Annotated in this window: 26 protein-coding genes; 15 read left to right on the top strand and 11 right to left on the bottom strand. The window is 32.4% G+C overall.

What is annotated here, in order from left to right; genetic code table 11:
* Window position 1 precedes the first annotated feature (1 nt).
* Entirely contained in the window at window positions 2-931 is a 930-nt protein-coding gene (locus tag VK164_RS10580) for a DUF6427 family protein (protein ID WP_324209311.1), read from the top strand.
* Here the strand turns inward: VK164_RS10580 and upp are convergent.
* Complete coding sequence (gene upp, locus VK164_RS10575; protein ID WP_324209310.1) at window positions 926-1,579, bottom strand: uracil phosphoribosyltransferase; 654 nt, start codon at window positions 1,577-1,579, stop codon at window positions 926-928. The genes VK164_RS10580 and upp overlap by 6 nt on opposite strands.
* 73 nt (window positions 1,580-1,652) lie before the next feature.
* On the opposite strand from upp, the gene VK164_RS10570 reads away from it, so the two are divergent.
* Both VK164_RS10570 and VK164_RS10565 read left to right on the top strand, forming a co-directional pair.
* On the top strand, window positions 1,653-2,258 hold the full coding sequence (locus VK164_RS10570; protein WP_324209309.1) for a DUF4254 domain-containing protein: 606 nt from the start codon (window positions 1,653-1,655) through the stop codon (window positions 2,256-2,258).
* A gap of 10 nt (window positions 2,259-2,268) precedes the next feature.
* Window positions 2,269-3,306: a glycosyltransferase family 9 protein gene (locus tag VK164_RS10565; protein ID WP_324209308.1), complete on the top strand. Its 1,038-nt coding sequence runs from the start codon at window positions 2,269-2,271 to the stop codon at window positions 3,304-3,306.
* On the opposite strand, the gene VK164_RS10560 is transcribed toward VK164_RS10565, so the two are convergent.
* From VK164_RS10560 to VK164_RS10540, 5 genes are all read right to left on the bottom strand, one after another.
* Entirely contained in the window at window positions 3,299-4,972 is a 1,674-nt protein-coding gene (locus VK164_RS10560) for a hypothetical protein (RefSeq protein WP_324209307.1), read from the bottom strand. The two genes, VK164_RS10565 and VK164_RS10560, sit on opposite strands and share 8 nt — an antisense overlap.
* Before the next feature lie 141 nt (window positions 4,973-5,113).
* Complete coding sequence (locus VK164_RS10555) at window positions 5,114-5,536, bottom strand: hypothetical protein (RefSeq protein WP_324209306.1); 423 nt, start codon at window positions 5,534-5,536, stop codon at window positions 5,114-5,116.
* Window positions 5,526-6,578 carry a ferredoxin--NADP reductase gene (locus tag VK164_RS10550; protein ID WP_324209305.1) on the bottom strand — a complete coding sequence of 351 codons (1,053 nt, stop codon included), beginning with the start codon at window positions 6,576-6,578 and terminating at the stop codon, window positions 5,526-5,528. The genes VK164_RS10555 and VK164_RS10550 overlap by 11 nt, the downstream gene beginning before the upstream one ends.
* Before the next feature lie 50 nt (window positions 6,579-6,628).
* Entirely contained in the window at window positions 6,629-7,141 is a 513-nt protein-coding gene (locus VK164_RS10545; RefSeq protein ID WP_324209304.1) for an acyl-CoA thioesterase, read from the bottom strand.
* A gap of 99 nt (window positions 7,142-7,240) precedes the next feature.
* Window positions 7,241-8,173, bottom strand: a complete 933-nt coding sequence (locus VK164_RS10540; protein WP_324209303.1) for an SPOR domain-containing protein — start codon at window positions 8,171-8,173, stop codon at window positions 7,241-7,243.
* Window positions 8,174-8,423: 250 nt separating this feature from the next.
* On the opposite strand from VK164_RS10540, the gene dprA reads away from it, so the two are divergent.
* Complete coding sequence (gene dprA, locus VK164_RS10535; protein WP_324209302.1) at window positions 8,424-9,527, top strand: DNA-processing protein DprA; 1,104 nt, start codon at window positions 8,424-8,426, stop codon at window positions 9,525-9,527.
* Between the two features lie 39 nt (window positions 9,528-9,566).
* Complete coding sequence (locus VK164_RS10530) at window positions 9,567-12,140, top strand: phosphoenolpyruvate carboxylase (protein WP_324209301.1); 2,574 nt, start codon at window positions 9,567-9,569, stop codon at window positions 12,138-12,140.
* A gap of 74 nt (window positions 12,141-12,214) precedes the next feature.
* Here VK164_RS10530 and trpS read toward each other — a convergent pair whose 3' ends face one another.
* Complete coding sequence (trpS, locus tag VK164_RS10525) at window positions 12,215-13,183, bottom strand: tryptophan--tRNA ligase (RefSeq protein WP_324209300.1); 969 nt, start codon at window positions 13,181-13,183, stop codon at window positions 12,215-12,217.
* A 129-nt stretch (window positions 13,184-13,312) separates the two neighbouring features.
* Between trpS and VK164_RS10520 the strand changes: the two genes are divergently transcribed.
* Entirely contained in the window at window positions 13,313-14,053 is a 741-nt protein-coding gene (locus tag VK164_RS10520; RefSeq protein ID WP_324209299.1) for a lysophospholipid acyltransferase family protein, read from the top strand.
* Window positions 14,054-14,142: 89 nt separating this feature from the next.
* Here the strand turns inward: VK164_RS10520 and VK164_RS10515 are convergent, their stop codons facing one another.
* From VK164_RS10515 to recA, 4 genes are all read right to left on the bottom strand, one after another.
* Window positions 14,143-15,726: a hypothetical protein gene (locus VK164_RS10515; protein WP_324209298.1), complete on the bottom strand. Its 1,584-nt coding sequence runs from the start codon at window positions 15,724-15,726 to the stop codon at window positions 14,143-14,145.
* Window positions 15,723-16,265 carry a sigma-70 family RNA polymerase sigma factor gene (locus VK164_RS10510; RefSeq protein ID WP_324209297.1) on the bottom strand — a complete coding sequence of 181 codons (543 nt, stop codon included), beginning with the start codon at window positions 16,263-16,265 and terminating at the stop codon, window positions 15,723-15,725. Before VK164_RS10510 ends, VK164_RS10515 begins: the two co-directional genes overlap by 4 nt.
* Before the next feature lie 12 nt (window positions 16,266-16,277).
* On the bottom strand, window positions 16,278-16,682 hold the full coding sequence (locus tag VK164_RS10505) for a hypothetical protein (RefSeq protein WP_324209296.1): 405 nt from the start codon (window positions 16,680-16,682) through the stop codon (window positions 16,278-16,280).
* A 93-nt stretch (window positions 16,683-16,775) separates the two neighbouring features.
* Window positions 16,776-17,780, bottom strand: coding sequence for a recombinase RecA (recA, locus tag VK164_RS10500; RefSeq protein ID WP_324209295.1), 1,005 nt, complete (start codon window positions 17,778-17,780; stop codon window positions 16,776-16,778).
* Between the two features lie 189 nt (window positions 17,781-17,969).
* Between recA and VK164_RS10495 the strand changes: the two genes are divergently transcribed.
* The 9 genes from VK164_RS10495 to VK164_RS10455 all read left to right on the top strand — a co-directional run bounded on the left by VK164_RS10495 (window position 17,970) and on the right by VK164_RS10455 (window position 26,711).
* Window positions 17,970-19,328, top strand: coding sequence for a rhodanese-related sulfurtransferase (locus VK164_RS10495; protein WP_324209294.1), 1,359 nt, complete (start codon window positions 17,970-17,972; stop codon window positions 19,326-19,328).
* The gene (locus VK164_RS10490) at window positions 19,328-20,569 is read left to right on the top strand and encodes a peptidase U32 family protein (RefSeq protein WP_324209293.1); all 1,242 of its coding nucleotides are present in this window, start codon (window positions 19,328-19,330) and stop codon (window positions 20,567-20,569) included. The genes VK164_RS10495 and VK164_RS10490 overlap by 1 nt, the downstream gene beginning before the upstream one ends.
* A complete protein-coding gene (locus tag VK164_RS10485; protein ID WP_324209292.1) occupies window positions 20,569-20,799 on the top strand; it encodes a ferredoxin in 231 nt (76 codons plus the stop codon). The genes VK164_RS10490 and VK164_RS10485 overlap by 1 nt, the downstream gene beginning before the upstream one ends.
* Window positions 20,800-20,976: 177 nt before the next feature.
* Window positions 20,977-22,137, top strand: a complete 1,161-nt coding sequence (locus VK164_RS10480) for a regulatory iron-sulfur-containing complex subunit RicT (RefSeq protein WP_324209291.1) — start codon at window positions 20,977-20,979, stop codon at window positions 22,135-22,137.
* Complete coding sequence (locus VK164_RS10475; protein WP_324209290.1) at window positions 22,118-22,615, top strand: gliding motility lipoprotein GldH; 498 nt, start codon at window positions 22,118-22,120, stop codon at window positions 22,613-22,615. The genes VK164_RS10480 and VK164_RS10475 overlap by 20 nt, the downstream gene beginning before the upstream one ends.
* 1 nt (window position 22,616) lies before the next feature.
* Window positions 22,617-24,911, top strand: a complete 2,295-nt coding sequence (locus tag VK164_RS10470; protein ID WP_324209289.1) for a transglycosylase domain-containing protein — start codon at window positions 22,617-22,619, stop codon at window positions 24,909-24,911.
* Window positions 24,912-24,929: 18 nt separating this feature from the next.
* On the top strand, window positions 24,930-25,628 hold the full coding sequence (locus VK164_RS10465) for a CoA transferase subunit A (RefSeq protein ID WP_324209288.1): 699 nt from the start codon (window positions 24,930-24,932) through the stop codon (window positions 25,626-25,628).
* A gap of 31 nt (window positions 25,629-25,659) precedes the next feature.
* On the top strand, window positions 25,660-26,013 hold the full coding sequence (locus VK164_RS10460; RefSeq protein WP_324209287.1) for a four helix bundle protein: 354 nt from the start codon (window positions 25,660-25,662) through the stop codon (window positions 26,011-26,013).
* A gap of 38 nt (window positions 26,014-26,051) precedes the next feature.
* The gene (locus VK164_RS10455; protein ID WP_324209286.1) at window positions 26,052-26,711 is read left to right on the top strand and encodes a CoA transferase subunit B; all 660 of its coding nucleotides are present in this window, start codon (window positions 26,052-26,054) and stop codon (window positions 26,709-26,711) included.
* Window positions 26,712-26,768 lie beyond the last annotated feature (57 nt).

The raw sequence follows: 26,768 nt of genomic DNA, 5'->3' as shown, positions 1-26,768 counted from the left end.
CATGATAGCAAGTGTTTTTAGTAAAACTAGACCATTTAATTATTTAGTAATAGGAATTTTGTCGTTAGTCTTCTTTATTATGAAGACCATTTCTACTGCTTCTGCTGATGCTACATGGTTATATTATGCTGAAGAACTCGGATTGTTTCTTTTGGTTTTTGCCTCAATTTTTTTAACCAATTTTATTGCTTTAAAAAATGGATTAACAAAAAGTAATAATTATGCACTGTTGTTATTCTTTGTATTTTTACTTTTTTTCTCATCCATATTTCAAAATAAGAACATTATAATTTCAAATTTCTTATTGCTTTTGGCTTTGAGAAGATTAATTTCGTTAAAATCACTTTTAACCACCAAAGAGAAAATTTTTGATGCTTCATTTTGGATTCTTTTGGCAGCTTTGTTTCACTTTTGGAGTATTTTTTATATCGTTTTAGTGTTCATTGCAATTATTCTCCATGTTTCTAAAGATTATAGAAATTGGGTTATTCCTTTCATTGCATTGTTTGCCGTAACCATTTTATTTTTTCTTGCAAATAGTTTATTAGATAATAGCTTAATGAGTACATTACTAAGTAAAACATACGTTAGTTTTGACTTTTATTATTTTGATAATATTTATCAACGACTAGCATTGGCACTTTTTACTTCACTCAGTTTATTTGCTTTTGTATTACATGTATTTGATATTCCTAATAAGGCATTAAATATGCAATCTTCACACAAAACAATTTTATTTTCTTTTATTTTAGGCGTAGGAATTTATGTGCTTTCTGCAAACAAAAATAACGGAAGTTTAGCGTTTTGTTTCGCACCTTTAGCAATTATTGGTGCGAATTTCATCGAAAAAATCGAAAATGATTTAGTGAAAGAAATTGTTGTATATTCTTTGCTTGCTTTTGGAGTTTTCTTTTTTATTATGCAATTATAGTTTACTTCCGTATGCTAAATCCCCAGCGTCTCCTAAACCAGGAACAATATAATTGTGTTCGTTTAATTTTTCATCTAAAGCAGCAACCCATAAATGGCAGTTTTTAGGAATGTTTTTTTCTAAATAATCTATTCCTTCTGGTGTAGCAATCACTACAGCAATATGAATTTCTTTAGGTTGGTGTTCTAAATGTAACTTGTGTAATACAGCAACCAAAGATTGCCCAGTGGCTAACATTGGGTCAATTAAAATAAGATTTTTTCCTTCAAAAGATGGAGCTGCTTGATATTCCACTAAAATTTCAAATTTATCATCGTTATCATAATGATGACGGTAAGCTGAAACAAATCCGTTTTCTGCATCATCAAAAAAGTTCATAAAACCTTGATGTAAAGCCAAACCAGCACGTAAAATTGAACATAAAACCACAGGCTCGGCGATGGTTGTGGTATGTTTGATGCCAAGCGGAGTTTGCACATCAACATCTTTATAATCAAGAGTTTTGCTTAATTCGTATGCCATTATTTCTCCAATACGCTCAATGTTTTTTCTAAATCGCATACTGTCTTTCTGTATTTGAACATCACGAATTTGCGCCAAGAAATGGTTAAGAATACTATTTTGTTCAGAGATATAATGAATGTGCATTGGATTTATTTTTTATTTTCAGGATAAAAGTACAAAAAATCGCTATTTTTGTATCAATTTTAAAGCTATAATTATGTTTGCTGAATTTGCATTTCCTATTTTTGAACAAAGTATCAAAACATACCACATCATTGACGATGTGTATCAACCAGTTGTAAATCCTTTCGAAAAAGGAAGTATTGAATATTTGTTATTTGCGAAAAATTGGGTAGACACGGTGCAATGGCATTACGAAGATATCGTTCGTGATCCAAATATTGATCCCGTTGCAGCTTTAGATTTGAAACGTAAAATAGATGCTTCTAACCAAGTCCGTACGGATATGGTGGAATACATTGATAGTTATTTCTTAGATAAATATAAAGATGTTCAAGTAAAACCAAATGCAAAAATCAACACCGAAAGTCCAGCTTGGGCTATTGATCGTTTGTCGATTTTAGCATTGAAAATTTACCATATGAACGAAGAGTCTACTCGTGCTGAAGCCACACCAGAGCACAGAGCAAAATGTCAAGAAAAACTAAATGTTTTGTTAGACCAAAAAAATGATATGTTTACTTCAATCAGTCAATTAATTGAAGATATCGAAGCGGGTGACAAATACATGAAAGTGTACAAACAAATGAAAATGTACAACGATGAGGAGTTGAATCCGGTGTTGTATCAAAATAAAAAATAGTCATCATTTGATGTCTAAACCAAAACACATATTGGTAATAAGGCTCTCAGCTATGGGTGATGTCGCGATGACAGTTCCTGTATTGAGAGCCTTAGTTTTGCACTATCCTGAAGTAAAAATCACGGTAGTTTCTCGACCATTTTTTCAGCCTTTTTTTGATGGAATTCCGAATGTGAATTTCTTTGGAGTAGATTTGAAAGAACGTCATAAAGGTTTCCTCGGTTTACTTCGATTATTTTCCGATTTACGAAAATTAAATATTGATTTGATTGCCGATTTACACAATGTTCTTCGCTCTAAAGTTGTTCGAACATTATTCGCTTTAAGCGGAAAAAAAGTAGCTGCAACCGATAAAGGAAGAGCCGAAAAAAAAGCGTTAACTAGCTTAACCAACAAACTTTTTGCTCCAGTTAAACCAATGGTAGAAAGACATGTAGATACGTTCAAGCAACTTGGATTTTCTATTGATTTAACGAATGCCCAATTTCCTGAAAAAGCCATTTTATCAGAAGAAATCCTTTCTATTATAGGAAATAAAAATCAAAATTGGATTGGAATTGCACCTTTTGCACAATACGAAAGTAAAATCTATCCATTGGATTTAATGCAACAAGTAATAGATGGTTTAGCTGAAAATAAAAGCAATAAAGTCTTATTATTTGGCGGTGGCGAGAAAGAAATTCAGTTGCTAAATCAATTACAAAAGCAACATGAAAATGTAATCGTTTTAGCCGGAAAACTAAAATTCAAACAAGAATTAGAAGTTATTTCTAATTTAGACATAATGCTTTCCATGGATTCTGGAAATGCACATATTGCTGCGATGTTAGGCGTGAAAACAATTACACTTTGGGGCGCCACACATCCTTATGCAGGATTCAAACCTTTTAATCAACCAGACCATTTTTGTTTAACTTCGGATAGAGAAAAATATCCATTATTACCAACTTCTATTTATGGAAACAAAAAAGTGGAAGGTTATGAAGAGGTGATGCGAAGTATTTTACCAGAAACTATTTATGATATAATAAAAAAGGAGCTTAATTAGCTCCTTTTTTATTTTTTTGCGACTCTTTTAATTGTCTTTGTTCTTCGACAAATTGTTTCATTTCTTGTGGATCTCTAGTAATTAGAGGAGCGTCTTTTGCGTTAAGCAAGTTGTTTTCAAAAGGTTGGTTTGAATCAACACCAAAACGTTGGTCCTGATAAAATCTTCTTTTTGCCATAATTCTGTATGAAAATTCTATATTTGATGTTCCTCCATTTTTTTCTTTTACAGTAAATCCTTTTCCATCTGCATCTTTTATCACAATTAAACCATTACTTTCGCCTTCTTCTTGAATAAAGACTCTCATTTTATGGTTTTTATCGATAAAAACAGTTTCTAAAAACATTTCGTCAAGAGCAATATGTGTACTTCCGTTAACAAGTTTTCCTCCTCCTAAATCTTCGAACCAAATTTCTGGACTTTCTGTGCAATACAATAATTGATTTCCTTTTGTTGTAGGAACTGAGGCTGCTTTCGCACCAGTAACCGAAAATTTACCTGTCCCGTAGAAAGCATAAGATCCGGCACTATTACTCATATCTCTAGCATAAACACCAGTTCCAGTGCTAAAATTACATGTTGCGAAAACTCCAAAATCTCTACTTGTTGGCATATCTGCAAAAGAAGATGCCCAACCTAAACCAAAAACACTGGCTCCCCATAAGGAATAATCTCCAAGCACACCAATTTCATTTTGACTTGAGTTAGTTGATACCCCACTTACACCAGCTGAACCCAAACCCGTTGAACCACATTCACCTCTAACACCATATGAAGAAGTAGCTGCAGTTACATTGGTATTAATACCATAAATAACAGGTAAATTATCTGAATCTGAAATTACATGTAATTTTGTAGATGGGGCAGTTGTTCCAATTCCCATATTTCCGTTATTTAAAATAACTGCCTGATCTATATTTCCCACTCTAAATCCAATATATCCATTACCTGTATTTAGTTTATTAATTAGAGTATATACCCCATCTGATGAAGATAATAAACTATAGCCATTTGTATTTGCTTGTAAATGATTTGCAAAACCAGCCCAAGAAGCACCATGTCCTACATCACCAATAAAAGCATTATTAATTCTTGCATTCCCTCCTTGAACATCTAATCTTTGTGTTGGTCCGGGAATTCCAATTCCAAAATTTCCAGAACTTAAAAATCTAGCTCTTTCTGTATTATTAGTTCTAAAGACTAAATCTTGAGGGTCTGATGTTCCTAAAAAATTGGTTGAGGGATTTGTTCCAGAATTGCCTATTGTCGTCCATGCATTATTGGATGTTAATAATTGAGTCCAAGTTGTTGTTCCAGAGCCATTAGTTTTTCTAAACCACAGGTTTTGATCAAAGAAACTTCCTGCAATTTGCAGAGCATAGTTGTTTGCGTTGTTGCTATGTCTCACATCAATTAAATGCCACCAAGAAGAAGCTCCAGTAGGAAAATTTGTTGGAGTAGAGGTTTCAAAAAAACCTGATTGAGCACCAGCAGCACCAGATGTTCCAGCATCATTTCTTGTTTCTGTTCTCACATTAGAGGAGCCAAAACCAAATGTCCCGTTGGCTAAATCTAATGTGTATTGAGGATTTGTTGTCCCAATTCCTACTTGAGAGAAAGTTAGTTGTAATGCAAAAAATAAAAAGAAAAGGATAATTTTTTTCATGGTAATCAATTGTTTTATAAATACTTAAGTAAGTATACAAAAAGCAATATGAGAAAAAAATAATAATCGATATATGATAATTTTATTCGATAAAAATCAGGTTAATAAAACTAAAGAGCTAAAATTACTCACATAGTCTTATTAACCAGCAATAAGATAGAATCCTGTATTTATAATTTTATTGTCTTTAATTTTAAAAGATCCAACATATGAATGTTCAGGACACCAATCTAAGTCTTTTACAAACGTAGCTTCTTGGATTTTTAAAATAAAAGTTTTCGAAGTTTTATCGTACGAAATTTTCATTACATCCTTGCATTCACAATCAAAATTTTCAAACAGAACTTCTTTCTCAAATGTTTTACCTTTTTTTAAATCTTCAATTTTAATGTCTTTTAAAAAATCTTCTAGAATTTTATAACTAAAAGGAGTTTGAGATTGTTTGTTAAACTTTTCAAAAAGGATTTTAATTTGAGATTTATTAAAATTTTGACTTAAACTAATATTACAGAATAGAAAAGTAAAAGATAAAAATAACGTTATATAAAATCTTTTAGACATCATCAAAATCAATCTTGATAGTTGCTGTTGTTGGATAAGCTTGGCAAGCTAATGTTAATCCGTCAGCAACTTCAGTATCGGTTAAGATTTGATTTTTCTTCATATCGGCAGCACCTTCGGTAATTTTACAAATACAACTACTGCAAATTCCACCTTGACAAGAATATGGAACATCTAAACCTTGTTTTAAAGCGGCTTCTAACAAAGTTTGTTTTTGACTCATTTCAAAAGTCGTTTCCTCATCATCTACTAAAATTGAAATTCTAGTGTGGCCTTCAGCACCACCAACTGATTCGTTTTCGTTGGAAGATGTAGAGAATAATTCGAATTTAATGTCAGAACCTGAAATATTATTTTCTTTTAAAGTGTCTGAAACCAGATTAATCATTTCTTCTGGCCCACACAAATAGAATTTTGAAAACTCCATTTCAGCATGTTTATTTTTTAAAACAAAATTTACAGCCGATTTATCAATTCTACCATTTAAAGCATTGTCTGCCGTTGATTGACTGTATACATATTGCACAAATAAACGTCCTACATATTGCAATTGTAAATCGTGTAATTGGTTGTGGAAAATCGTGTCTTTTTCCGATTTATTTCCGTAAACCAATACAAAAGTACTGTTAGGTTCTTCTTCTAAAACCGATTTTAGAATAGAATAAACAGGAGTAATTCCACTTCCAGCTACAAAAGCTGCGTAGTTTTTTTGACGGTCAACTTTTGGTTCAAAGGTAAATTTTCCTTCAGGTGTTCCTACTTCGATTACGTTACCAACCGCTAATTTTTCATTAGCAAATTTAGAGAAGAATCCAGTTTTTATAGCTTTAACAGCAATTCTTAATTCGCCACTTTTTGGAGAAGAACAAATAGAGTACGCTCTTCTAATTTCTTGTCCGTCCAACGTAACTTTTAAGTTTACATATTGTCCAGCAACAAAAGAATAGTATGATTTTAATTCATCGGGAACATTAAAAAGAATGGAAACAGCATCAGCAGTTTCTTTGATGATTTCTTTAATGCTTAATTTATAAAATGATGACATTTGATTTAATTTTTTACAAAAATAAAAAAAAGAACCCTAAGGTTCTTCATTTATTCCATAAACAACGCTTTTAATTCTGTTGCCTCACTTGGTTGCATTTTTCCTGCTAAAACTAGGCTTAATTGTTTTCTTCTTAATGCCGCTGCATAGCGTTCTTTTTCTAATTCTGTTTCTGGTTCTATTGGTGGAACAGGAATAGGTCTTCCGGTTTCATCAACCGCTACAAAAGTATAAATGGCTTCGTTGGCTTTATTTTTAATTCCTGATTCTCTGTCTTCAATCCATACATCAATAAAAATCTCCATTGAAGTATTGAATGTTCTAGAAACTTTTGATTCAACAGTCACAACACTTCCTAAAGGAATAGCTCTATTAAATGCCACATGATTCACTGAAGCCGTTACACAAATTCTGCGTGAATGTCTTCTAGCGGTAATACTTGCTGCTCTGTCCATACGAGCTAACAATTCTCCACCAAATAAATTGTTCAAAGGATTGGTTTCACCAGGTAATACTAAATCGGTTAAAGTAGTTACCGATTCTGAAGGAAATTTTGGTTGCATTGTTTTTTTTTGCAAAGATAATGAGGAATTTGAAAATAAAATGCATAAAAAAATCCCAAAATAGGGATTTTAATAATTATTACGCAAAGTGTTAAAAATTTATTCTATCAACAACCAAGCTTCAGCATTGTGTGATTTTTGAATGTTTTTACGTTCAATTTGAGCTTCAATCAACGATTTAAAACTTGCATAAACCACAGGATATAACTTGTGATTATTCAAAGGAAGCATTTTTGCTTTTTCAAATCCAGCAGCATTTAATTCTGCAATCGCTTTTTTCGCATTTTCTTCGCTTCTATATGCACCAGCGACTAAATGATAAGGCATTTTTTCTTCTACAACAGCTAGTTCAACAGTATGTATTGGATTAGAAATAACAAATGTCGCTTCTTGAATTTGTTGTTGTACTTTTTCTTGAACGTTTTTTTGAATAGCTAATGTTTGATTTTCAATTTTTTGATTGTTATAAGTTATATAACCAAAACCTCCAGCGCCTAACATCATTACAAAAACAGCGGCATATTTTAAATAAGAATAATCTCTTTTTCTTTCAGGAGTAAAAATAATTGGTGCTTTTTCTTCTAAAGCTTCTACTTCTTGTTTTAAAACTTCTCTTGTAATTTCAGGTGAAACAAAGCTGCTCAAACCAAACGAATCGGTTAGGTAATTAACAGTATTAGCGGGTTCAAAAACCCAATTCATTTCATTGTTAACCGAAATTTCGCCAATGTTTTTCAACACCACTCGATTGCGGTTTTGAAGCAAATACGTCCATTGGTTCACCACATCACCAATTTTGATTACGGCTAGTTCGTAGGACATTTTTTCTTGTAATGCCACATGATTTGCTAATAAACCATCATTGTTTTTTACATTCGCATTAAACGAAACCACTTTTTTAGGTGGAAAAAACGAACTCGCATTTCCAGTAATGTGAGCCGACACAGTTTCGGTTAAAAAAGCACCAAAACCAGGAACAGTAACGCACTGATAACGATATAATAAGTCAGATATGTGTTTTTCTATAAGCATAACAACAAAGTTAGATAATCAATAGCAATATCAAAATTTTATCAACAAAAATTATTAACAATTGCAATTTTTCTGTAAACAATTAGAAGCGAATGGCTTGGGATTTCTTGGTTTCCATGTTCCTGCTGTCCGCTCTACACGGTGCCGCTCCCATCAGGGCTAGATAGCATTTCTTTTTCTTTTTTGGATTGTTGCTAAAAAGAACTATTTTTGTTCTTCAATTATTCGCCAAATAAATTTTATACACGCCATGACACAGTCAGAATTATACCACACGCTTGCGTTAATGCAAGTGGAAGGAGTAGGAGATGTAATCGCCAAAAAACTCATCCAGCATTGCGGAAACGCTACAGAAGTCTTCACTTCAAAAAAATCCCAACTTCAAAAAATTGATGGCATTGGTTCGGTTGTAATCAAAAATTTACACAATAAAGCTGTTTTTTCTAAAGCGGAAGCCGAACTTCAATTCATCGCTAAGGAAAATATTTCCACCACCTATTTTCTTGAAAAAAATTATCCCGAACGATTAAAAAATTGCTACGACAGTCCTGTACTTTTATTCCAAGCGGGAAACATCGATTTACAAAATCGAAAACTTTTAAGTATTGTTGGCACACGTCAAATCACTTCGTATGGAATGGAATTTACCAAAAAACTTATTGAAGAAATTGCGCCATTAAATCCAATTGTTATAAGTGGTTTTGCTTATGGAGTAGATATTTATGCGCATCAAATGGCAATGGATTGTGGTTTGCAAACCATCGGTGTTTTAGCACACGGATTAAACCAAATTTATCCGAAAACGCACAAAAAGTACATGGCAAAAATGGAACAAAACGGCGGCTTTTTAACCGAGTTTTGGAGCACTAGCAATCCAGATAAAGAAAATTTTATCAAACGAAACCGCATTGTTGCTGGCATTAGCGAGGCTACTATCGTAATTGAAAGTGCCGAAAAAGGAGGTTCGTTAGTTACAGCCAATTTAGCCAACGATTATAACAGAGATGTGTTTGCAGTTCCTGGAAGAACAACTGATAAATATAGTCAAGGTTGCAATAATTTGATTAAAACTCAACGAGCCAATTTACTTACTTCGGCAGCCGATTTAGTGTATATTTTAAATTGGGAATTGCAGCGGGAAACTCAAAAAACAGTCCAAAAACAACTATTTATTTCATTAACCGAAGAAGAGCAAAAAATTTATGATTACCTTCAAAAAATGGGCAAAGAAATGATGGATATCATCGCCTTAGAATGTGATTTTCCTATTTATCGGATCTCATCTATTTTGTTGAATATGGAATTAAAAGGTGTAGTTAGACCTTTACCTGGAAAAATGTTTGAGGTGATTTAATTAAAAATAAACTCGTAAATTAGTACAAATTTCAAAACCATGTACACGCTTCCTAAAATTGAACGGTTCCAACAAAATGTAGCCTCAAAATATACCATTTACAACAGTGTTTTTATCACATTGCCTTTTGACGAAATCAATAACACCGGTGTTTTGTTGCCTTTGTTTTCGGAAGTTTGCGAAAATGGGTATAAAAACGAACAAAGCCCAGTGGAGATTTTTGAAACCTTCGTTACCAAATATTTAGATAATCCTTCTGAAGCAGAAAAAATTAGCTTGTTATTTCGATTTATTCAATATGTAGAGCGACAAGTAGTACTTTTTGATGCCATTGAAGATGCAGCTTTTCCAATTGTAAATAATATGGAAGGCAAAAGTTCGCTTCGAGCCATCAAAGAAACCGCAGAATCGGAAGGAAAAACTAAAGAACTGAAAGAGTTTTTAGAAAAATTTAAAGTTAGAACAGTTTTAACAGCGCATCCAACACAGTTTTATCCGGGTTCAGTTTTAGGAATTATTACCGATTTAACGGAAGCTTTGAAAGCTAATAACCATATTGTAATTAAAGATTTGTTGGCGCAATTGGGCAAAACACCTTTTTTTAAAAAAGAAAAACCAACACCTTTTGATGAGGCTGTAAGTTTGGTTTGGTATTTGGAAAACGTGTTTTATCCCACGGCAAGCGAAATGGTGCACTACCTTCAAAAAAATATTTTCAAAGGAAACGAACTAAAAAATGATGTACTCAATTTGGGTTTTTGGCCAGGTGGTGATAGGGATGGAAATCCGTTTGTAACTACCGAAATCACATTGAAAGTTGCTGAACGTTTAAGAACTTCAATTTTAAAATGTTATTATACAGATGTTAGAAAGTTAAAACGAAAACTAACATTTACAGGTGTTGATGTGATTATTGCCGAACTAGAAAACAAATTGTATCGTTCCGTTTTTTATTCGCAAGGAGAAATTTTTATTTCTTTAGATGAGTTTAAAACACAATTACAGATTATAAAAAATATCATTGTTGAAAAGCATCAATCGCTTTATGCGGACGAAGTGGATTTGTTGTTGAATAAAGTCAATTTATTTGGATTTCATTTTGCCACTTTAGATATTCGTCAGAACAGTAAAATTCACAAAGCGGTTTTTCAAGACATTGTTCAAAAAGAAAAAAGTTTGTTTCCAGCAGATTATTTTAATTTATCGGAAACAGCAAAAATCGATATTTTATCTAAAGCTTCTGCCCAATTAAAAGCTTCGGATTTTGAGAATGAAATTACGAAAGAAACCATAAGTTCTATTGAAGCTATTCGAACGATTCAAGAAAATAATGGCGAATTAGGTTGTAATCGTTATATTATTAGTAACAACGAAAGTGCTTTGAACGTCATGGAAACGTTAGCCATGTTTCAGTTGTGCGATTGGAACAATCCTTCTGTTGATGTAGTGCCGCTTTTTGAATCGGTGGAAGATTTGCATAAAGCTGATTTAGTGATGGAACAATTGTACACGAATTCGGTTTATGCCAATCATTTGAAAAATCGAGGAAACGAGCAAACCATAATGTTAGGTTTTTCAGACGGAACAAAAGATGGCGGTTATTTAATGGCAAATTGGGCTATATATAAAGCAAAAGAAGCGTTGACCGAAATTTCCAGAAAATACAATATCAAAGTTATTTTCTTCGACGGTCGTGGTGGACCTCCTGCGCGTGGTGGCGGAAAAACACATCAGTTTTATGCTTCGTTAGGGCCAAAAATTGAAAGTCAGCAATTGCAATTAACGGTGCAAGGACAAACGATTAGTTCTAATTTTGGAACGTTGGATTCGTGTCGTTATAATTTAGAGAATTTAGTAAGTGCGGGTGCGAAAAATCAGGTTTTTAATACCAATCAAAATGAATTAACGCTTTCTGAAAATGCTATTTTAGAACAATTGGCAACAATTAGTTTTAAGAAATACATCGATTTTAAAAATCATCCGCTGTTTGTGCCTTATTTGGAAAAAATGAGCACGTTGAATTATTACGCAAAAACGAATATTGGAAGCCGACCATCAAAAAGAAAAGCCACAGCCAAATTGAATTTAGACGATTTACGAGCCATTCCGTTTGTAGGTTCTTGGAGTCAGTTGAAGCAAAATGTGCCTGGTTTTTTTGGTGTGGGAACGGCTTTAAAATATTTTGAAGAACAAAACCGTTGGCATGAAGTAAGTGACTTGTACAAACATTCGTTGTTTTTTAGAACATTGCTAGAAAACAGTATGATGGCGTTGAGTAAATCGTTTTTTCCACTAACGGCTTACATGAAAAACGATGCAGAATTTGGTGCTTTTTGGACGATAATTCACGAGGAATATTTAGAAACCAAGCGCTTGTTGTTAAAAATTTCAGGTTTTAAAGAATTAATGGAAAACTATCCCGACGGAAAAGCTTCCATAGAAATGCGTGAAAAAATGGTGGTGCCATTATTAACGATTCAACAATATGCGTTGTTAAAAATTAAAGCTTTGAGAGAAAGCCCAACACCTGACGAAAAATTAATTGCAGTGTATGAAAAAATAGTAACGCGCTCGTTGTTTGGAAATATTAACGCGAGTAGAAATTCGGCTTAGTTTTAAGTTTTAAAAAAACCTCAAAATTTAGACTTCTAAACTTTGAGGTTTTCTTTATTGAACTTTGAGTTTTCCTAGTAACCCAACTTCTCTCTAACTCTTTTCAAAACACCATTTGCTACAGCACTTGCTTTTGCAGCTCCTTCAAGTAATAATTTATCTACTTCTTCTAAGTTGTTGATGTAGTAATTGTATTTTTCTCTTTCAGTTTTGAATTTTTCAACGATTAATTCAAATAACGCTTGTTTTGCATGACCGTAGCCGTAATTTCCACCTAAATAATTGGCTTTCATTACTTCTGTTTGTTCTGGTGTTGCTAACAATTTGTACAAAGCAAAACAATTACAAGTATCTGGGTTTTTTGGATCTTCAAGCGGTGTGCTATCGGTTTGAATTCCCATAATTTGTTTGCGAAGCGCTTTGTCGTCCACAAAAATATTAATGAAATTGTTTCTCGATTTACTCATTTTTTGTCCATCAGTACCAGGAATTAACATGGTGTCTTCAGAAGTTTTTCCTTCAGGCAATATAAAGGTTTCGCCCATTTGATGATTAAATCGTGAAGCAACATCTCGGGTAATTTCAATGTGTTGCATTTGGTCTTTTCCAACGGGTACAATATTGGCATCGTATAATAAAATATCGGCAGCCATTAACATTGGATACGTAAATAATCCGGCATTTACATCTTCTAATCGGTCCGCTTTATCTTTGAACGAATGCGCTAATGTTAAACGTTGGAACGGGAAAAAACAACTCAAATACCAAGACAACTCTGCTGTTTGAGGCACATCAGATTGACGATAAAAAACAATTTTATTTGTATCTAAACCACAAGCCAGCCAAGCCGAAGCTGTACTATAGGTGTTTTGTCTTAATTCTGCTCCATTTTTGATTTGCGTAATCGAATGCAAATCGGCAATAAAAAGAAAAGACTCGTTATCAGGATTGTTTGCCATTTGAATAGCGGGAATAATTGCTCCTAACAAATTACCTAAGTGTGGTGTTCCTGTACTTTGAACTCCAGTTAAAATTTTTGCCATTGTTTTGTTTTAACGCTAAGCGTTGCTAAGTTGTTATTTAGAAATGCAAATGTATAGTAAAAACAGAAAAGTAAAAAGGGATAGGTTTTATATAAATGATTACTTTTGGAAAACTAATAATTTAACTTAATGAAATTTTTAAAATATCCACTTACATTATTGTACCGCATTTGGTTTTATATTTTGGTTTTAGTTCCAATTATTGTTTTGTTTCCTTTGATTTTTGCTACTATTATTAGTGAAAAAACATATCCTTTGTTTTTTAAAATAGCCCGATTGTGGGCAAAATTTATTTTGGTAGGAATGGGATTCAATTATTCGATAGAAGGTGATGCTGTTTTTGAAGATGGTAAAAGTTATATGTTAGTAGCAAATCATACTTCAATGACAGATATTATGTTGATGTTGATTGCGGTTAAAAATCATCCTTTTGTTTTTGTAGGAAAGAAGGAATTAGCAAAAATCCCAGTTTTTGGATTTATTTATAAACGTGTTTGTATTTTAGTGGATAGATCAAACAGTAAGAGCCGTTATCAAGTTTTTGAACGCGCACAAAAAAGAATTCATCAAGGATTAAGTATTTGTATTTTTCCAGAAGGCGGTGTTCCAGAAGAGCAAGTTGTGTTAGACGAATTTAAAGATGGTGCTTTCAGAATAGCAATTGAACATGGTTTACCAATAGTTCCAATGGTGTTTTTTGATAATAAAAAGCGGTTTTCCTATACATTTTTTAGTGGCAGTCCAGGTAGAATGCGTGCCAAAATTTATCCAATAATTGAAACCAAAGGAAAAACATTAGAAGACAGAAATGCTATTAAGCAACAAGTAAGACAATTAATTTTAGAGCCACTAGTAAAAGATTTAAAATAAAAAAGTCCAGACGCATCTGGACTTTTTCAGTTTCATTTTAACTAGAAACGAAACAACTTAACTAAAAATTTAAGCTTAACCAACAAAGCTTAAAAACTAAAACTTATTCCAGAATACAAACCGACAAAATAAGGTTTGAAATTACCAGAATTCTCACTAAAAGTATTGATTTGGTATTTAAACATAGGTTGGAAATTGGCATTAAAATTTTTCCAAAAACTGTATTTAAAACCCAAACCGACATTACTACTAAAATGTATATTGTTTAAATTATTTGCTTTACCTATATTCATTTCCATACCATCTGTTACCAATGAAACGGTATTATTATTTAAAAATAAAGTACTCATTCCGCCAATAACTTCTATCCCAAATTTTTTATCAAGAATTTTATAACTTAATTCTAAAGGGATTTCTATGTAACTTAAATCTTGTTTTAGGGTTCCTGTTTTTTCAGAGAGAAGAATTACAGCATCTCCAATATCATTTTTTGAATTAGGAACAGAAAAAACCATAGTTTCACTGTTTTCATTTCTACTAAGGGCTTTAACATTATTATTAATAACACTTAAACTGTTACGAAATAATACATCATTAGTATTATAGCTAAGATTAATGTTGTTAATTCCTGTTTTAATGCTAATTTTATTTGTAATCAAGTAGCTTCCGCCTATGCCATAACTTAATGTAGTCGTATAATTTTTTTCATTGGAGTCAAATTGTTGATCTAATGAAGAGCCTTCAGCTAATGAATTGAAATAAACGGGCGAAGCGTTACTGCTAATCGCCCATCTATTTCTTTTCTCTTTTTCTTTTTCATCTTCATTTTTCCCATCCTCTTTTGTAGCAAGCAATTCTTCTAGTGGATTAGTTTTTTCAGCAATTTTTACCACTAGCGTACTATCTTTGATAATGATTTCATTTGAAGCAACAATAGTATTTATTGTGTCATTTATTTTGGAATCATTTTTATTGTTTGTATACGTTATTTGCGAATTTTCTTTTTCATAAAAAGCTTCAATTTGAGTTGAATTTATATTTTTTGTATTAGCAATTAAGTCCTCTTTTTGATTCTGAATCAGAACTAAATCATTCTCATTTGAATTATTTAATTCGTTTTGAATTAAGTTTTCTGTTGCTAATAAATTATCCTTTTTTGTTTTGTTTCTTTTGTTTTTTGAAGTTTTGTTTTTGGTTGTATTATTAACTAAGAATGCAGTTGATTTTTTATGCTTAATTATAATGTCATTTGTTTTTGTGTTTTCATTTGAATTTGAAACAACAACATTTTTAGACTTGATTAAGTCATTTGAATAATTCTGATTTATATCAGAAGATTTTTCATCTAATTTATTTGATTCAGAATTTGTAATATTTTTATTTTCAAAGGAATTATTATTTGTTTTTTGATTAGAATCTTCGGAAACAATACTATTGTTGTTTTCTATTATTGAGTTATTGTTTTCCGATTGATAATTCCAAATTAAAGCTCCAATAATAACCAAAGAAGCTGCAATTCCTGAAAATTGAAACCAAAAAGGAATTACTCTTTTTTTCTTCTTCTTTTCGGCTAATCGAGACGCAATATTATTCCAAGAATCTTGTGGCGGAATTGCCTCAAAGTCTTTGAACTTTTCTTGAAATAATCGTTCTATATTTTTTTGTTCTTTCATTTTGTTTTTTTGATTGAATAGTTGTTATTCAACTCTATTTTTTCTTTTAAAATAGCTTTTGCTCTTGCTAAGTTTGATTTTGATGTTCCAATATTAATTCCTAACATTTCGGCTATTTCTTTATGCGAATAGTCATCAATAACATATAAATTAAAAACTAAACGATATCTATCGGGCAGTTCTTGAATAATTTTAGTTAAAAAATCCAAAGAAATATTTTCATCATCAATTTCAACATTTTCAATATCTGGAATATTTTCCGAAACAATTTCGAAAACATTCTGATTTCTATATTGTTGCAGCGTATAATTAATAACCACTCTTTTGGCCCATCCTTCAAATGAACCTTTGTTTTTAAATTGACTGATTTTATCAAAAATCAGTAAAAAACCTTCTTGTAAATTATCTTGTGCTTCTTCATAATTACGCGAATACTTCAAACACACTGAAAACAACTTTGGCGCTAATAATCTGTAAAGTTGTTCTTGTGCTTTGGTATTATGGATTGTGCATTCATATATGAGTTGCTCTATTATCAAATTAAATTGATTTTAATTTACAGGGATTTCATATTCTAAAAAAATATCTTCTCCAGCATCATTTTCTCCTTGCCAAAATTTAAAGGTATAGGATCCACTACTTGTTACATAAAAATGTATGATTTCTTCTACTAAATTATTTGTTAATTCATTACAATTATCTTGTTCAAAAACAATAGTTCTTACAGCAATAGTTCTTGTGTTTAAATAAGAATCATAATAAAAACCATTAAAGCTATGACAAGATGTTGGTCTATAATATCTTATTTTAATTGAATATGTTTCACCTAATTGAAATTCATTAGGTATTTCTACTGATTCAACAGGTAATAATTCATAATGAAAATGCTGTTCTTCATCTATTGTACACGAACAAAACACGAATAAAATTGATAGAAACAAAAATATTTTTTTCATTTTTAATTTCATTTTATAATATATAGATTCATATTTTAGTAAATGGTTGCGTCAATTTACAAAAAAAATCACGCTCAAGGCGTGATGATTTTTTTAACCGTTATTTTCTTTAATAGTTTCCTTGATTTTTAATTCCAATTCATCCATTAATTCTGGATTGTCTTTGATTAATGCTTTTACAGCATCTCTACCTTGACCTAATTTTGTTTCTCCGTAGCTAAACCATGAACCACTTTTTTTAATGATTTCAAATTCTACGGCTAAGTCTAAAATCTCTCCTACTTTTGAAATTCCTTCACCATACATAATGTCAAATTCTGCAGTTCTAAAAGGTGGTGCGACTTTGTTTTTAACGATTTTAACTTTGGTTCTGTTTCCTAAAACATTATCGCCATCTTTAATTTGAGTTGATTTACGAATATCGATACGAACAGAGGCATAGAATTTTAATGCATTTCCTCCAGTTGTAGTTTCTGGGCTTCCAAACATTACTCCAATTTTATCACGTAACTGATTGATAAAAAACACAGTACAATTTGTTTTATGAATTGTTCCTGTTAATTTTCTCAATGCTTGCGACATTAAACGTGCGTGTAATCCCATTTTAGAATCACCCATGTCTCCTTCAATTTCGCTTTTTGGTGTTAAAGCAGCAACCGAGTCAATAACAACAATGTCTACTGCACCTGAACGGATTAAACTTTCTGCAATTTCTAAGGCTTGTTCCCCATTATCTGGTTGTGAAATAATTAAGTTATCAATATCGATTCCTAATTTTTCAGCATAAAAACGGTCAAAAGCATGTTCTGCATCAATAAATGCAGCAATTCCTCCAGCCTTTTGAGCTTCAGCAATGGCGTGTAATGTTAACGTAGTTTTACCTGACGATTCTGGTCCGTAGATTTCAATAACTCTTCCTCTTGGGTAACCATTTACACCCAAGGCTAAGTCAATCCCTAATGAACCCGATGGAATAGCTTCTACTTCTTCAACAGCGCTATCGCCTAGTTTCATTACGGTTCCTTTTCCGTACGTTTTGTCAAGTTTGTCTAATGTTAGTTGTAAGGCTTTTAATTTGGCTTCTTTGTCTGAACTCATAATATTTGGCTTTAAATTGATTACAATTCTTTTTTTTGTAAAAATACAGTTTTTTTCAATTGCTCCAAAAATTGTTAATATGTTTTCTAGTCTATTTAAAGATTTGATTTTTAACCAATTTTATTACCTTTGTCCTCGAATTCTTCCATTTAGAATTCATAACATATTTCTCACTTAAACGTTTATAGCATGCAACTGTATAACACCTTAAGCGCAGAAGAAAGAGCTCAATTAATTGATGAGGCAGGAAAACAACGTCTTACATTATCTTTCTATGCGTATGCCAAAATTGAAGATCCCAAAAAATTTCGCGACGATTTATTTATCGAATGGAACAAACTCGATGCTCTTGGTCGAACCTATGTAGCCAAAGAAGGTATTAATGCTCAAATGAGTGTTCCAGCAGAAAATTTTGAAGCTTTTCGTGAAACTTTAGAAGCGTATGATTTTATGCGTGGTATTCGTTTGAATGTAGCCGTAGAACACGATGATCATTCGTTTTTAAAACTAACCGTAAAAGTCCGTGACAAAATTGTAGCCGACGGTTTGAATGATGAAACTTTTGATGTTACTAATATAGGAGTTCATTTAAAAGCTGCAGCATTCAACCAAATATTAGAAGATCCAAACACCATTGTAGTCGATTTCAGAAATCATTACGAAAGTGAAATCGGTCATTTTAAAGGTGCTATTACTCCTGATGTAGAAACTTTTCGTGAATCGTTACCAATTATTAATGAGCAATTAAAAGATTTCAAAGAAGATAAAAACTTGGTGATGTATTGCACTGGAGGAATTCGTTGCGAGAAAGCGTCGGCGTATTTCAAACATCAAGGTTTTAAAAATGTGTTTCAGCTTGAAGGTGGAATTATCAATTATGCCAAACAAATCAAAGAAGAAGGTTTGGAAAGCAAATTCATCGGAAAGAACTTCGTTTTTGACCACAGATTGGGTGAAAGAATTACCGAAGATATTGTTTCGCAATGCCATCAATGTGGAAAACCTTGTGATAATCATACCAATTGTTTAAACGATGGTTGTCATTTATTATTCATTCAATGTGATGAATGTAAAGCAGCAATGGAAAATTGTTGTTCGACCGAATGTTTAGAAATCACACATTTACCATTAGCTGAACAAGTTAAACTTCGTAGAGGAAAACAAGTGGGTAATAAAGTCTTCCGAAAAGGAAAATCGGAAAAATTGAAATTTAAACATTCAGGAGAATTGTCTGACAAACCTCTTGCTGTTGCCGAAAAAACGAAAGATATTCGTCAGAAAATAAAAGTAAAAAAAGTACTTATTGGTAACGTTCAACATTATTATGTAAAAGCTCAAGTAGGACTTTTTATCATTGAGAATAACGAATTAACTGTTGGTGATAAAATTCTAATTTCTGGACCAACCACTGGAAATCAAGAATTAGTTTTAGAAAAAATGTTGGTAAACGGTAGTGAAAATGCTATTGCAAAAATTGGCGATAAAGTTACTTTCGAAGTACCTTTTAGAGTAAGATTATCCGATAAATTATTTAAAATTATAAGTTAATGACAACTTCAGGAAAAATAGAGTTAATGGCTCCAGCTGGAAATTTTGAATCTATGCAAGCTGCTTTAGATAATGGTTGCGATTCGATTTATTTTGGTGTTGAACAATTAAATATGCGTGCTCGTGCAACGGTAAATTTCGTTTTAGATGATTTACCAGAAATTGCTCGTCGTTGCAAAGAAAAAAATGTTAGAACTTATTTAACTCTAAATACAATCATTTACGACCATGATTTATCTATCGTTAAAACACTTTTATCAAAGGCAAAAGAAGCTGGAATTACAGCTGTAATCGCATCTGACCAAGCGGTTATTATGACAGCTCGTACAATGGGAATTGAAGTTCATATTTCTACTCAATTAAATGTTACAAACATTGAAACAGTAAAATTCTACGCAATGTTTGCTGACACGATTGTGCTTTCTCGTGAGTTGAGTTTACGACAAGTAAAAAAAATCACTGATGATATCGAAAAAGAACAAATCAAAGGGCCAAGTGGAAATTTGGTAGAAATTGAAATCTTTGGGCATGGTGCATTGTGTATGGCGGTTTCTGGGAAATGTTATTTGAGTTTACATTCGCACAATTCATCCGCAAATCGTGGTGCTTGCAAACAAAATTGTCGAAAAAAATATACCGTAATCGACCAAGAATCAGGTTTCGAAATTGAAATCGACAACGAATACATGATGTCACCAAAAGATTTATGCACGTTAGACTTTTTAGACCAAGTAATCGATTCTGGAATAAAAGTTTTAAAAATTGAAGGTCGTGGACGCGCTGCTGATTATGTGGCAACGGTTATCAAAACATATCGGGATGCTATCGATTCGTATTATGATGGAACTTTTACAAAAGAAAAAATTAATATTTGGATGGAAGCTTTGGCAACCGTTTACAATCGCGGTTTTTGGAGCGGTTATTATTTGGGGCAAAAGTTAGGTGAGTGGTCAGATAATCCTGGTTCTAATGCAACTCAGAAAAAAGTATACGTTGGAAAAGGAATGCATTATTTTCCAAAATCAAGCATAGCCGAATTCAAAATCGAAGCTTATGATATCAAAAAAGGTGATAAAATTTTAATTACAGGTCCGTCAACGGGAGCACAAGAATTAATTTTAGAAGATTTTTTTGTGAATGATGCCACTTCTGAAAAAGCAACCAAAGGAGATAGTTGTACATTAAAGGTGCCTTTTCGTATTAGATTGTCAGACAAAATGTATAAAATTGTTGAAAACTAATGGTAATTGTAACATTACAAAGAGACAAATGTATTGGGTGTAATTATTGTGTAGAAATGGCACCAGCACAATTTCAAATGTCTAAAAAGGACGGGAAATCAGTGCTGATAAAAGCTACAAATAACAAAGGGTTTTTTACTTTAAAATCTCCAGATCATACTATAGTTGAAAATTGTGAATTAGCTGAAAAGGCTTGTCCTGTTCATATTATTACCGTGAAAGAAACATAATATTATGTTTTGCAATACTATAAATTTACCTATTTCGTTTTATAATGAGATAGGTTTTTAGTTTTTGTATAACTTCAAAAGATTGAATTTGAAAGTTTCCATAAAAAATCAATATCTTTACGCTCAAAAACGTTTTGAAACGTAGTCCGTTTAGGACAATCACTATATATCTAAATTATGGCATGTACAAACTGTTCAACCGCCGATGGTGGTGCACCAAAAGGGTGTAATAATAATGGGTCTTGTGGCACCGATAGCTGCAACAAACTTTCTGTTTTTGATTGGCTTTCAAATATGACATTGCCAGGTGGTCAAGCGCCTTTTGATGCTGTTGAGATTAGATTTAAAAACGGAAGAAAGGAATTTTTTAGAAATACCGAAAAATTAACATTATCCATTGGAGACATTGTTGCTACAGAAGCTTCTCCTGGACACGATATAGGTATTATTACTTTGACAGGTGAATTGGTTAAAATTCAAATGAAAAAGAAAAATGAAAATCCAGATAAAGAATTAGCTAAAATATATCGAAAAGCTTCTCAAAAAGACATTGATATTTGGACAGAAGCTCGAAATAAAGAGGAAATTGTTAGAATGCGGGCAAGAGAAATCGCTATTAATTTAAAGTTAGAAATGAAAATTTCCGATGTAGAATTTCAAGGCGATGGCTCAAAAGCAACGTTTTATTACACAGCAAATGACAGAGTTGATTTTCGCCAATTAATCAAGGAATTTGCCCAAGAGTTCAAAATTAGAATCGAAATGAAACAAGTAGGTTTTCGTCAAGAAGCTGCTCGTTTAGGTGGAATAGGTTCTTGTGGTAGAGAATTATGTTGCTCAACTTGGTTAACCGATTTTAGAAGTGTGAATACTTCGGCAGCACGTTATCAACAGTTGTCGTTAAATCCACAAAAATTAGCAGGGCAGTGCGGAAAATTAAAATGTTGTTTAAACTATGAATTAGATACATATTTGGATGTATTGAAAGACATGCCAGATATGGAAACCAAATTATACACTGAAAAAGGCGATGCTTATTGTCAGAAAATTGATATTTTCAAAGAAATTATGTGGTTTTCTTATGCGAATGCTCCAGCACAATGGATGGTTTTACCTGCAGCAAAAGTGAAAGAAATTATCGCAGTTAATAAGAAAAAAGAACGTGTTGCAGGTTTAGAAGATTATGTGATTGAAACAGTTCAAGAAGTTGAGAAAAAATTTGAAAATGTAGTAGGTCAAGATAGTCTAACACGTTTTGATCAACCTAAGAAAAAATCGAATAATAGAAATAAAAAGAAGAAACCTACAAACTTTAAAAATGCACCTAAAAAAGACTAATTTCATTGGTTTAATGCTGATTGCTGTGTTTTTTATTGCATGCGATAAAAAACAATTTTTCAGCGAGTATAAAGAATTAGATGGTACCTGGAAAAAGTCAGATACTTTGCGTTTTACTTTTGAACAAAATGACACCATAAATCCATATCATTTGTTTTTAAATGTTAGAAACAATAATGATTATCCGTTTAGTAACATGTATTTGATTGTCTCTTTAAAAGAACCTGGAAAAAAACCAATAATTAAAGTTGATACATTAGAATATCAAATGGCAAATCCAGATGGAACATTAATGGGTGAAGGATTTTCTGATGTTAAAGAAAGTAAATTGTGGTATTTAGAAAATTACGTTTTTAATAGAATAGGCAAATATAATGTTGAGGTAGTTCAAGCAGTGAGAGAAACAGGAAAAGTAGATGGTGTTGCAGATTTAAAAGGAATTACAGAATTAGGATTACGAATTGAAAAAACAAAATAACATGGCGACTAAAAAACCAGTTTCAAATGATTATTCTGAATATACTAGAAAGTTTTGGCAACTTTTTAAGTATGGATTTTTAGGAATTATTTTTTTATTCCTTTTTGCTTCTTGGGGATTTTTTGGGAAAATGCCTTCGTTTGATGATTTAGAAAATCCTGATTCAAATGTGGCAACCGAAATTATTTCAGCTGATGGAGTAGTTATAGGAAAGTTTTATAAAGAAAATAGAACCCCTGTAAAATACCATGAATTACCACAATATCTTGTAAAAGCTTTGGTAGCAACTGAAGATGAACGTTTTTATGAGCATTCAGGAATTGATGCAAAAGGAACTTTACGAGCAGTTGTTAAACTGGGAAGAGATGGTGGAGCAAGTACACTGACCCAGCAATTAGCAAAAAATTTATTCCATGGCGAAGGTTCAAAATTTATTTTGTTCAGAGTAATTCAAAAAGTCAAAGAATGGATTATTGCCATTCGTTTAGAAAGACAATATACTAAACAAGAAATTATTGCTTTGTACTTAAATCAGGTAGATTTTGTAAATGGAGCAGTTGGAATTCGATCAGCTGCAAAAATCTATATGAATAAAGAACCTAAAGATTTAACAATTGAAGAATCTGCATTATTTGTAGGGATGTTAAAAAACCCATCTTTGTATAATCCAAATAGAAAGAAAAGAGCAAAATTGGTTTTAGATCGAAGAAACACCGTGCTACAACAGATGGCTAAAAATAATGTAATTACAGAATCCCAAAGAGAACAATTAAGAAAAATTCCAATAAAATTAGATTTCAGACCGGAAAGCCATTCAGAAGGTAGTGCTACTTATTTTAGAGAATATTTAAGAGATTACATGAGAAAATGGGTAAAAGACCATTTAAAACCAGACGGAACAGAATATGATTTGTACCGAGATGGTTTAAAAATTTACACAACTATTGATTCTAAAATGCAGCAATATGCTGAAGAAGCAGTGCAAGAACATTTAAAAAATTTACAAAAAGAATTTTTTAAAGGGATGAAAGACAAAGAAAATGCACCTTTTGTTGACATCACTCCAGAGCAAACCAATCAAATCATGATGCAAGCCATGAAAAACTCTGAACGCTGGAGAAAAATGGACTTGAATGGCAAATCTGAAGAAGAAATTATTAAATCTTTTGATGTTGCTGCAAAAATGAAAATCTTTACTTATGAGGGCGAAAAAGACACCATCATGAAACCAAAAGATTCTATTATTTACTACAAACACATGTTGCAAACTGGTATGATGGCCATGGAGCCAAGAAGCGGTCATATTAAAGCATGGGTTGGAGGTGTTAATTATAAATATTTCCAATATGATCATGTTGGACAGGGAGCTAGACAAGTTGGTTCTACTTTTAAACCTTTTGTTTATGCAACTGCGATTGAGCAATTAGCAATGTCGCCTTGTGATTCAATTATTGACAGTTATTTCACCATGCCAAAAGGGAAATGGGGAATAGACGCCGATTGGTCGCCAAAAAATTCAGATGGAAATTATCGAGGAACTATTACTTTACAAAAAGCATTAGCAAATTCTATCAACACAGTTTCAGCTAAACTGATAGATAGAGTGGGTCCACAAGCCGTAGTAGACATGGCAAAAGAATTAGGGGTAACTTCAAAAATTCCAGTTCAGCCATCAATTGCTTTAGGAGCGGTTGACATTACTGTTGAAGAAATGGTAGGGGCAATGAGTACATTTGCTAATCAAGGAGTATATGTAAAACCTACTTTTATCATCAAAATTGAAGACAAAAACGGGGTTGTAATTGATCAACCTATTCCTTATCAGAAAGATGTTGTAAATAAAGACGTTGCCTATACAGTTATTAAATTAATGGAAGGTGTAAAAGAGTCGGGAACTGGAGCACGATTGAAATATGGTGGTGGAGGTTTTATTCAGTATGATTATAGTTTCGCAAATCCGGTTGCTGGAAAAACAGGAACTTCTCAAAACAATTCTGATGGTTGGTTTATTGGTATGGTACCTAATTTAGCCACAGGAGTTTGGGTAGGAAATGAAGATAGAGCAGCGCATTTTAGATCCACTCATATGGGTCAAGGTGCTACAACAGCATTACCTATTTGGGGAATCTTTATGAAAAAATGTTATGATGACAGTGATTTAGATGTATCAAGAGAACCATTTGAAAGACCCGATAATTTATCTATAAAAGTAGATTGTTGGACACCTAAAAAAGTTGTTGATACAACAGCGGTTCCAACAGATGAACCAAGTATGGATGAGTTCGAAGGATTATAAAAACAACAATAACACTATATGATTTCAAGAAAAGTAAATAACGTAAAAGAAGCATTAGAAGGAATTCAAGATGGGCAAACTATCATGTTGGGAGGTTTTGGTCTTTGTGGTATTCCTGAAAATAGTATTGCTGAATTAGTCACTAAAAACGTAACCAATCTAACATGCATTTCAAATAATGCAGGTGTTGATGATTTTGGGCTGGGATTGTTATTGCAAAAACGTCAAATCAAAAAAATGATTTCTTCTTATGTAGGTGAAAATGCAGAATTCGAACGTCAAATGCTTTCAGGAGAATTAGAAGTAGAATTGACCCCACAAGGGACTTTAGCTGAAAAATGCAGAGCTGCACAAGCAGGAATTCCAGCATTTTTTACACCAGCAGGTTTCGGAACAGAAGTCGCAGAAGGAAAAGAAACACGCGAATTCAACGGAAAAATGCACGTAATGGAATTGGCTTACAAAGCCGATTTTTCTATCGTAAAAGCATGGAAAGGTGACGAAGCAGGAAATCTTATTTTCAAAGGAACCGCACGTAATTTCAATGCTTGTATGGCAGGTGCTGCAAAAATTACAATTGCTGAGGTTGAAGAATTGGTACCAGCAGGAACTTTAAATCCTAACGAAATTCACATTCCAGGAATTATGGTAAACCGTATTTTCCAAGGTGAGAAATTTGAGAAAAGAATTGAGCAAAGAACAGTTCGTCAAAAATAATTTGAAAATTCTTTAATTTGAAAATTTGAAGATGAGAAACGATAAGGATAATTTAATTGTAAAATTAACATTCGAGTTTGCTTTAGAAATAATAAGTTTTTCAGAGGAAATTAGAAAATCAAATCGTTTTGAAATGGCTTCTCAAATTTTTAGAAGTGGAACATCAATAGGAGCAAATATTAGAGAAGCTCAAAATGCCGAAAGTAAAGCTGATTTTATTCATAAGTTTAAAATTTCAGCTAAAGAAGCAGATGAGTTGCAATTTTGGTTAGAGCTATGTAATAATTCTGAATTCTATCCAAATCCTAACGAAGAATTATTTAAAAAGTTACAATCGATAAATTTGATAATTTCTAAAATCATATCTTCTTCAAAGAAGGGTTAATTTTCAAATCATCAAATTTTCAAATCATCAAATAATATATGGCATTAGATAAAAATCAAATCGCAAAAAGAATAGCACAAGAAGTTAAAGATGGTTACTATGTAAACTTAGGAATCGGAATCCCAACTTTAGTTGCCAATTACGTTCGTACCGATATTTCAGTAGAATTTCAGTCAGAAAACGGAGTTTTAGGAATGGGTCCATTTCCTTTTGAAGGAGAAGAAGATGCTGATATCATCAACGCAGGAAAACAAACTATTACCACTTTGCCAGGCGCAAGTTTCTTTGATTCGGCATTTAGTTTCGGAATGATTCGTGCGCAAAAAGTAGATTTAACTATTTTAGGTGCGATGGAAGTTTCTGAAAACGGTGACATTGCCAACTGGAAAATCCCAGGAAAAATGGTAAAAGGAATGGGTGGCGCTATGGATTTAGTAGCTTCAGCAGAAAATATTATCGTGGCAATGATGCACGTAAATAAAGCTGGAGAATCGAAAATTCTTAAAAAATGTACGCTTCCTTTAACGGGTGTTGGTTGTGTGAAAAAAGTTGTTACTGAGTTAGCTGTTTTAGAAATCACACCTAAAGGTTTTAAATTGTTAGAACGTGCGCCAGGCGTTTCAGTTGAAGATATTATCAAAGCAACTGAAGCCGATTTAATCATTGAAGGAGATATTCCTGAAATGCAAATTAATTAATCAATTTGAGAATTTGAAAATGAACTAATTCGCTAGTGTAATTTTCAAATTCTCAAA

The sequence above is a fragment of the Flavobacterium sp. genome (assembly GCF_035299005.1).
Taxonomy (GTDB): domain Bacteria; phylum Bacteroidota; class Bacteroidia; order Flavobacteriales; family Flavobacteriaceae; genus Flavobacterium.
The sequence above is the reverse complement of the archived record's forward strand: the minus strand, read 5'-3'. Positions and strand labels throughout refer to the sequence as shown.

Excerpts from the sequence above, each read along its gene's own strand:
- VK164_RS10580 (WP_324209311.1), top strand. The coding sequence starts at position 2 with ATGATAGCAAGTGTTTTTAGTAAAACTAGACCATTTAATTATTTAGTA.
- upp (WP_324209310.1), bottom strand. The coding sequence starts at position 1,579 with ATGCACATTCATTATATCTCTGAACAAAATAGTATTCTTAACCATTTC.
- VK164_RS10570 (WP_324209309.1), top strand. The coding sequence starts at position 1,653 with ATGTTTGCTGAATTTGCATTTCCTATTTTTGAACAAAGTATCAAAACA.
- VK164_RS10565 (WP_324209308.1), top strand. The coding sequence starts at position 2,269 with ATGTCTAAACCAAAACACATATTGGTAATAAGGCTCTCAGCTATGGGT.
- VK164_RS10560 (WP_324209307.1), bottom strand. The coding sequence starts at position 4,972 with ATGAAAAAAATTATCCTTTTCTTTTTATTTTTTGCATTACAACTAACT.
- VK164_RS10555 (WP_324209306.1), bottom strand. The coding sequence starts at position 5,536 with ATGATGTCTAAAAGATTTTATATAACGTTATTTTTATCTTTTACTTTT.
- VK164_RS10550 (WP_324209305.1), bottom strand. The coding sequence starts at position 6,578 with ATGTCATCATTTTATAAATTAAGCATTAAAGAAATCATCAAAGAAACT.
- VK164_RS10545 (WP_324209304.1), bottom strand. The coding sequence starts at position 7,141 with ATGCAACCAAAATTTCCTTCAGAATCGGTAACTACTTTAACCGATTTA.
- VK164_RS10540 (WP_324209303.1), bottom strand. The coding sequence starts at position 8,173 with ATGCTTATAGAAAAACACATATCTGACTTATTATATCGTTATCAGTGC.
- dprA (WP_324209302.1), top strand. The coding sequence starts at position 8,424 with ATGACACAGTCAGAATTATACCACACGCTTGCGTTAATGCAAGTGGAA.
- VK164_RS10530 (WP_324209301.1), top strand. The coding sequence starts at position 9,567 with ATGTACACGCTTCCTAAAATTGAACGGTTCCAACAAAATGTAGCCTCA.
- trpS (WP_324209300.1), bottom strand. The coding sequence starts at position 13,183 with ATGGCAAAAATTTTAACTGGAGTTCAAAGTACAGGAACACCACACTTA.
- VK164_RS10520 (WP_324209299.1), top strand. The coding sequence starts at position 13,313 with ATGAAATTTTTAAAATATCCACTTACATTATTGTACCGCATTTGGTTT.
- VK164_RS10515 (WP_324209298.1), bottom strand. The coding sequence starts at position 15,726 with ATGAAAGAACAAAAAAATATAGAACGATTATTTCAAGAAAAGTTCAAA.
- VK164_RS10505 (WP_324209296.1), bottom strand. The coding sequence starts at position 16,682 with ATGAAAAAAATATTTTTGTTTCTATCAATTTTATTCGTGTTTTGTTCG.
- recA (WP_324209295.1), bottom strand. The coding sequence starts at position 17,780 with ATGAGTTCAGACAAAGAAGCCAAATTAAAAGCCTTACAACTAACATTA.
- VK164_RS10495 (WP_324209294.1), top strand. The coding sequence starts at position 17,970 with ATGCAACTGTATAACACCTTAAGCGCAGAAGAAAGAGCTCAATTAATT.
- VK164_RS10490 (WP_324209293.1), top strand. The coding sequence starts at position 19,328 with ATGACAACTTCAGGAAAAATAGAGTTAATGGCTCCAGCTGGAAATTTT.
- VK164_RS10485 (WP_324209292.1), top strand. The coding sequence starts at position 20,569 with ATGGTAATTGTAACATTACAAAGAGACAAATGTATTGGGTGTAATTAT.
- VK164_RS10480 (WP_324209291.1), top strand. The coding sequence starts at position 20,977 with ATGGCATGTACAAACTGTTCAACCGCCGATGGTGGTGCACCAAAAGGG.
- VK164_RS10475 (WP_324209290.1), top strand. The coding sequence starts at position 22,118 with ATGCACCTAAAAAAGACTAATTTCATTGGTTTAATGCTGATTGCTGTG.
- VK164_RS10470 (WP_324209289.1), top strand. The coding sequence starts at position 22,617 with ATGGCGACTAAAAAACCAGTTTCAAATGATTATTCTGAATATACTAGA.
- VK164_RS10465 (WP_324209288.1), top strand. The coding sequence starts at position 24,930 with ATGATTTCAAGAAAAGTAAATAACGTAAAAGAAGCATTAGAAGGAATT.
- VK164_RS10460 (WP_324209287.1), top strand. The coding sequence starts at position 25,660 with ATGAGAAACGATAAGGATAATTTAATTGTAAAATTAACATTCGAGTTT.
- VK164_RS10455 (WP_324209286.1), top strand. The coding sequence starts at position 26,052 with ATGGCATTAGATAAAAATCAAATCGCAAAAAGAATAGCACAAGAAGTT.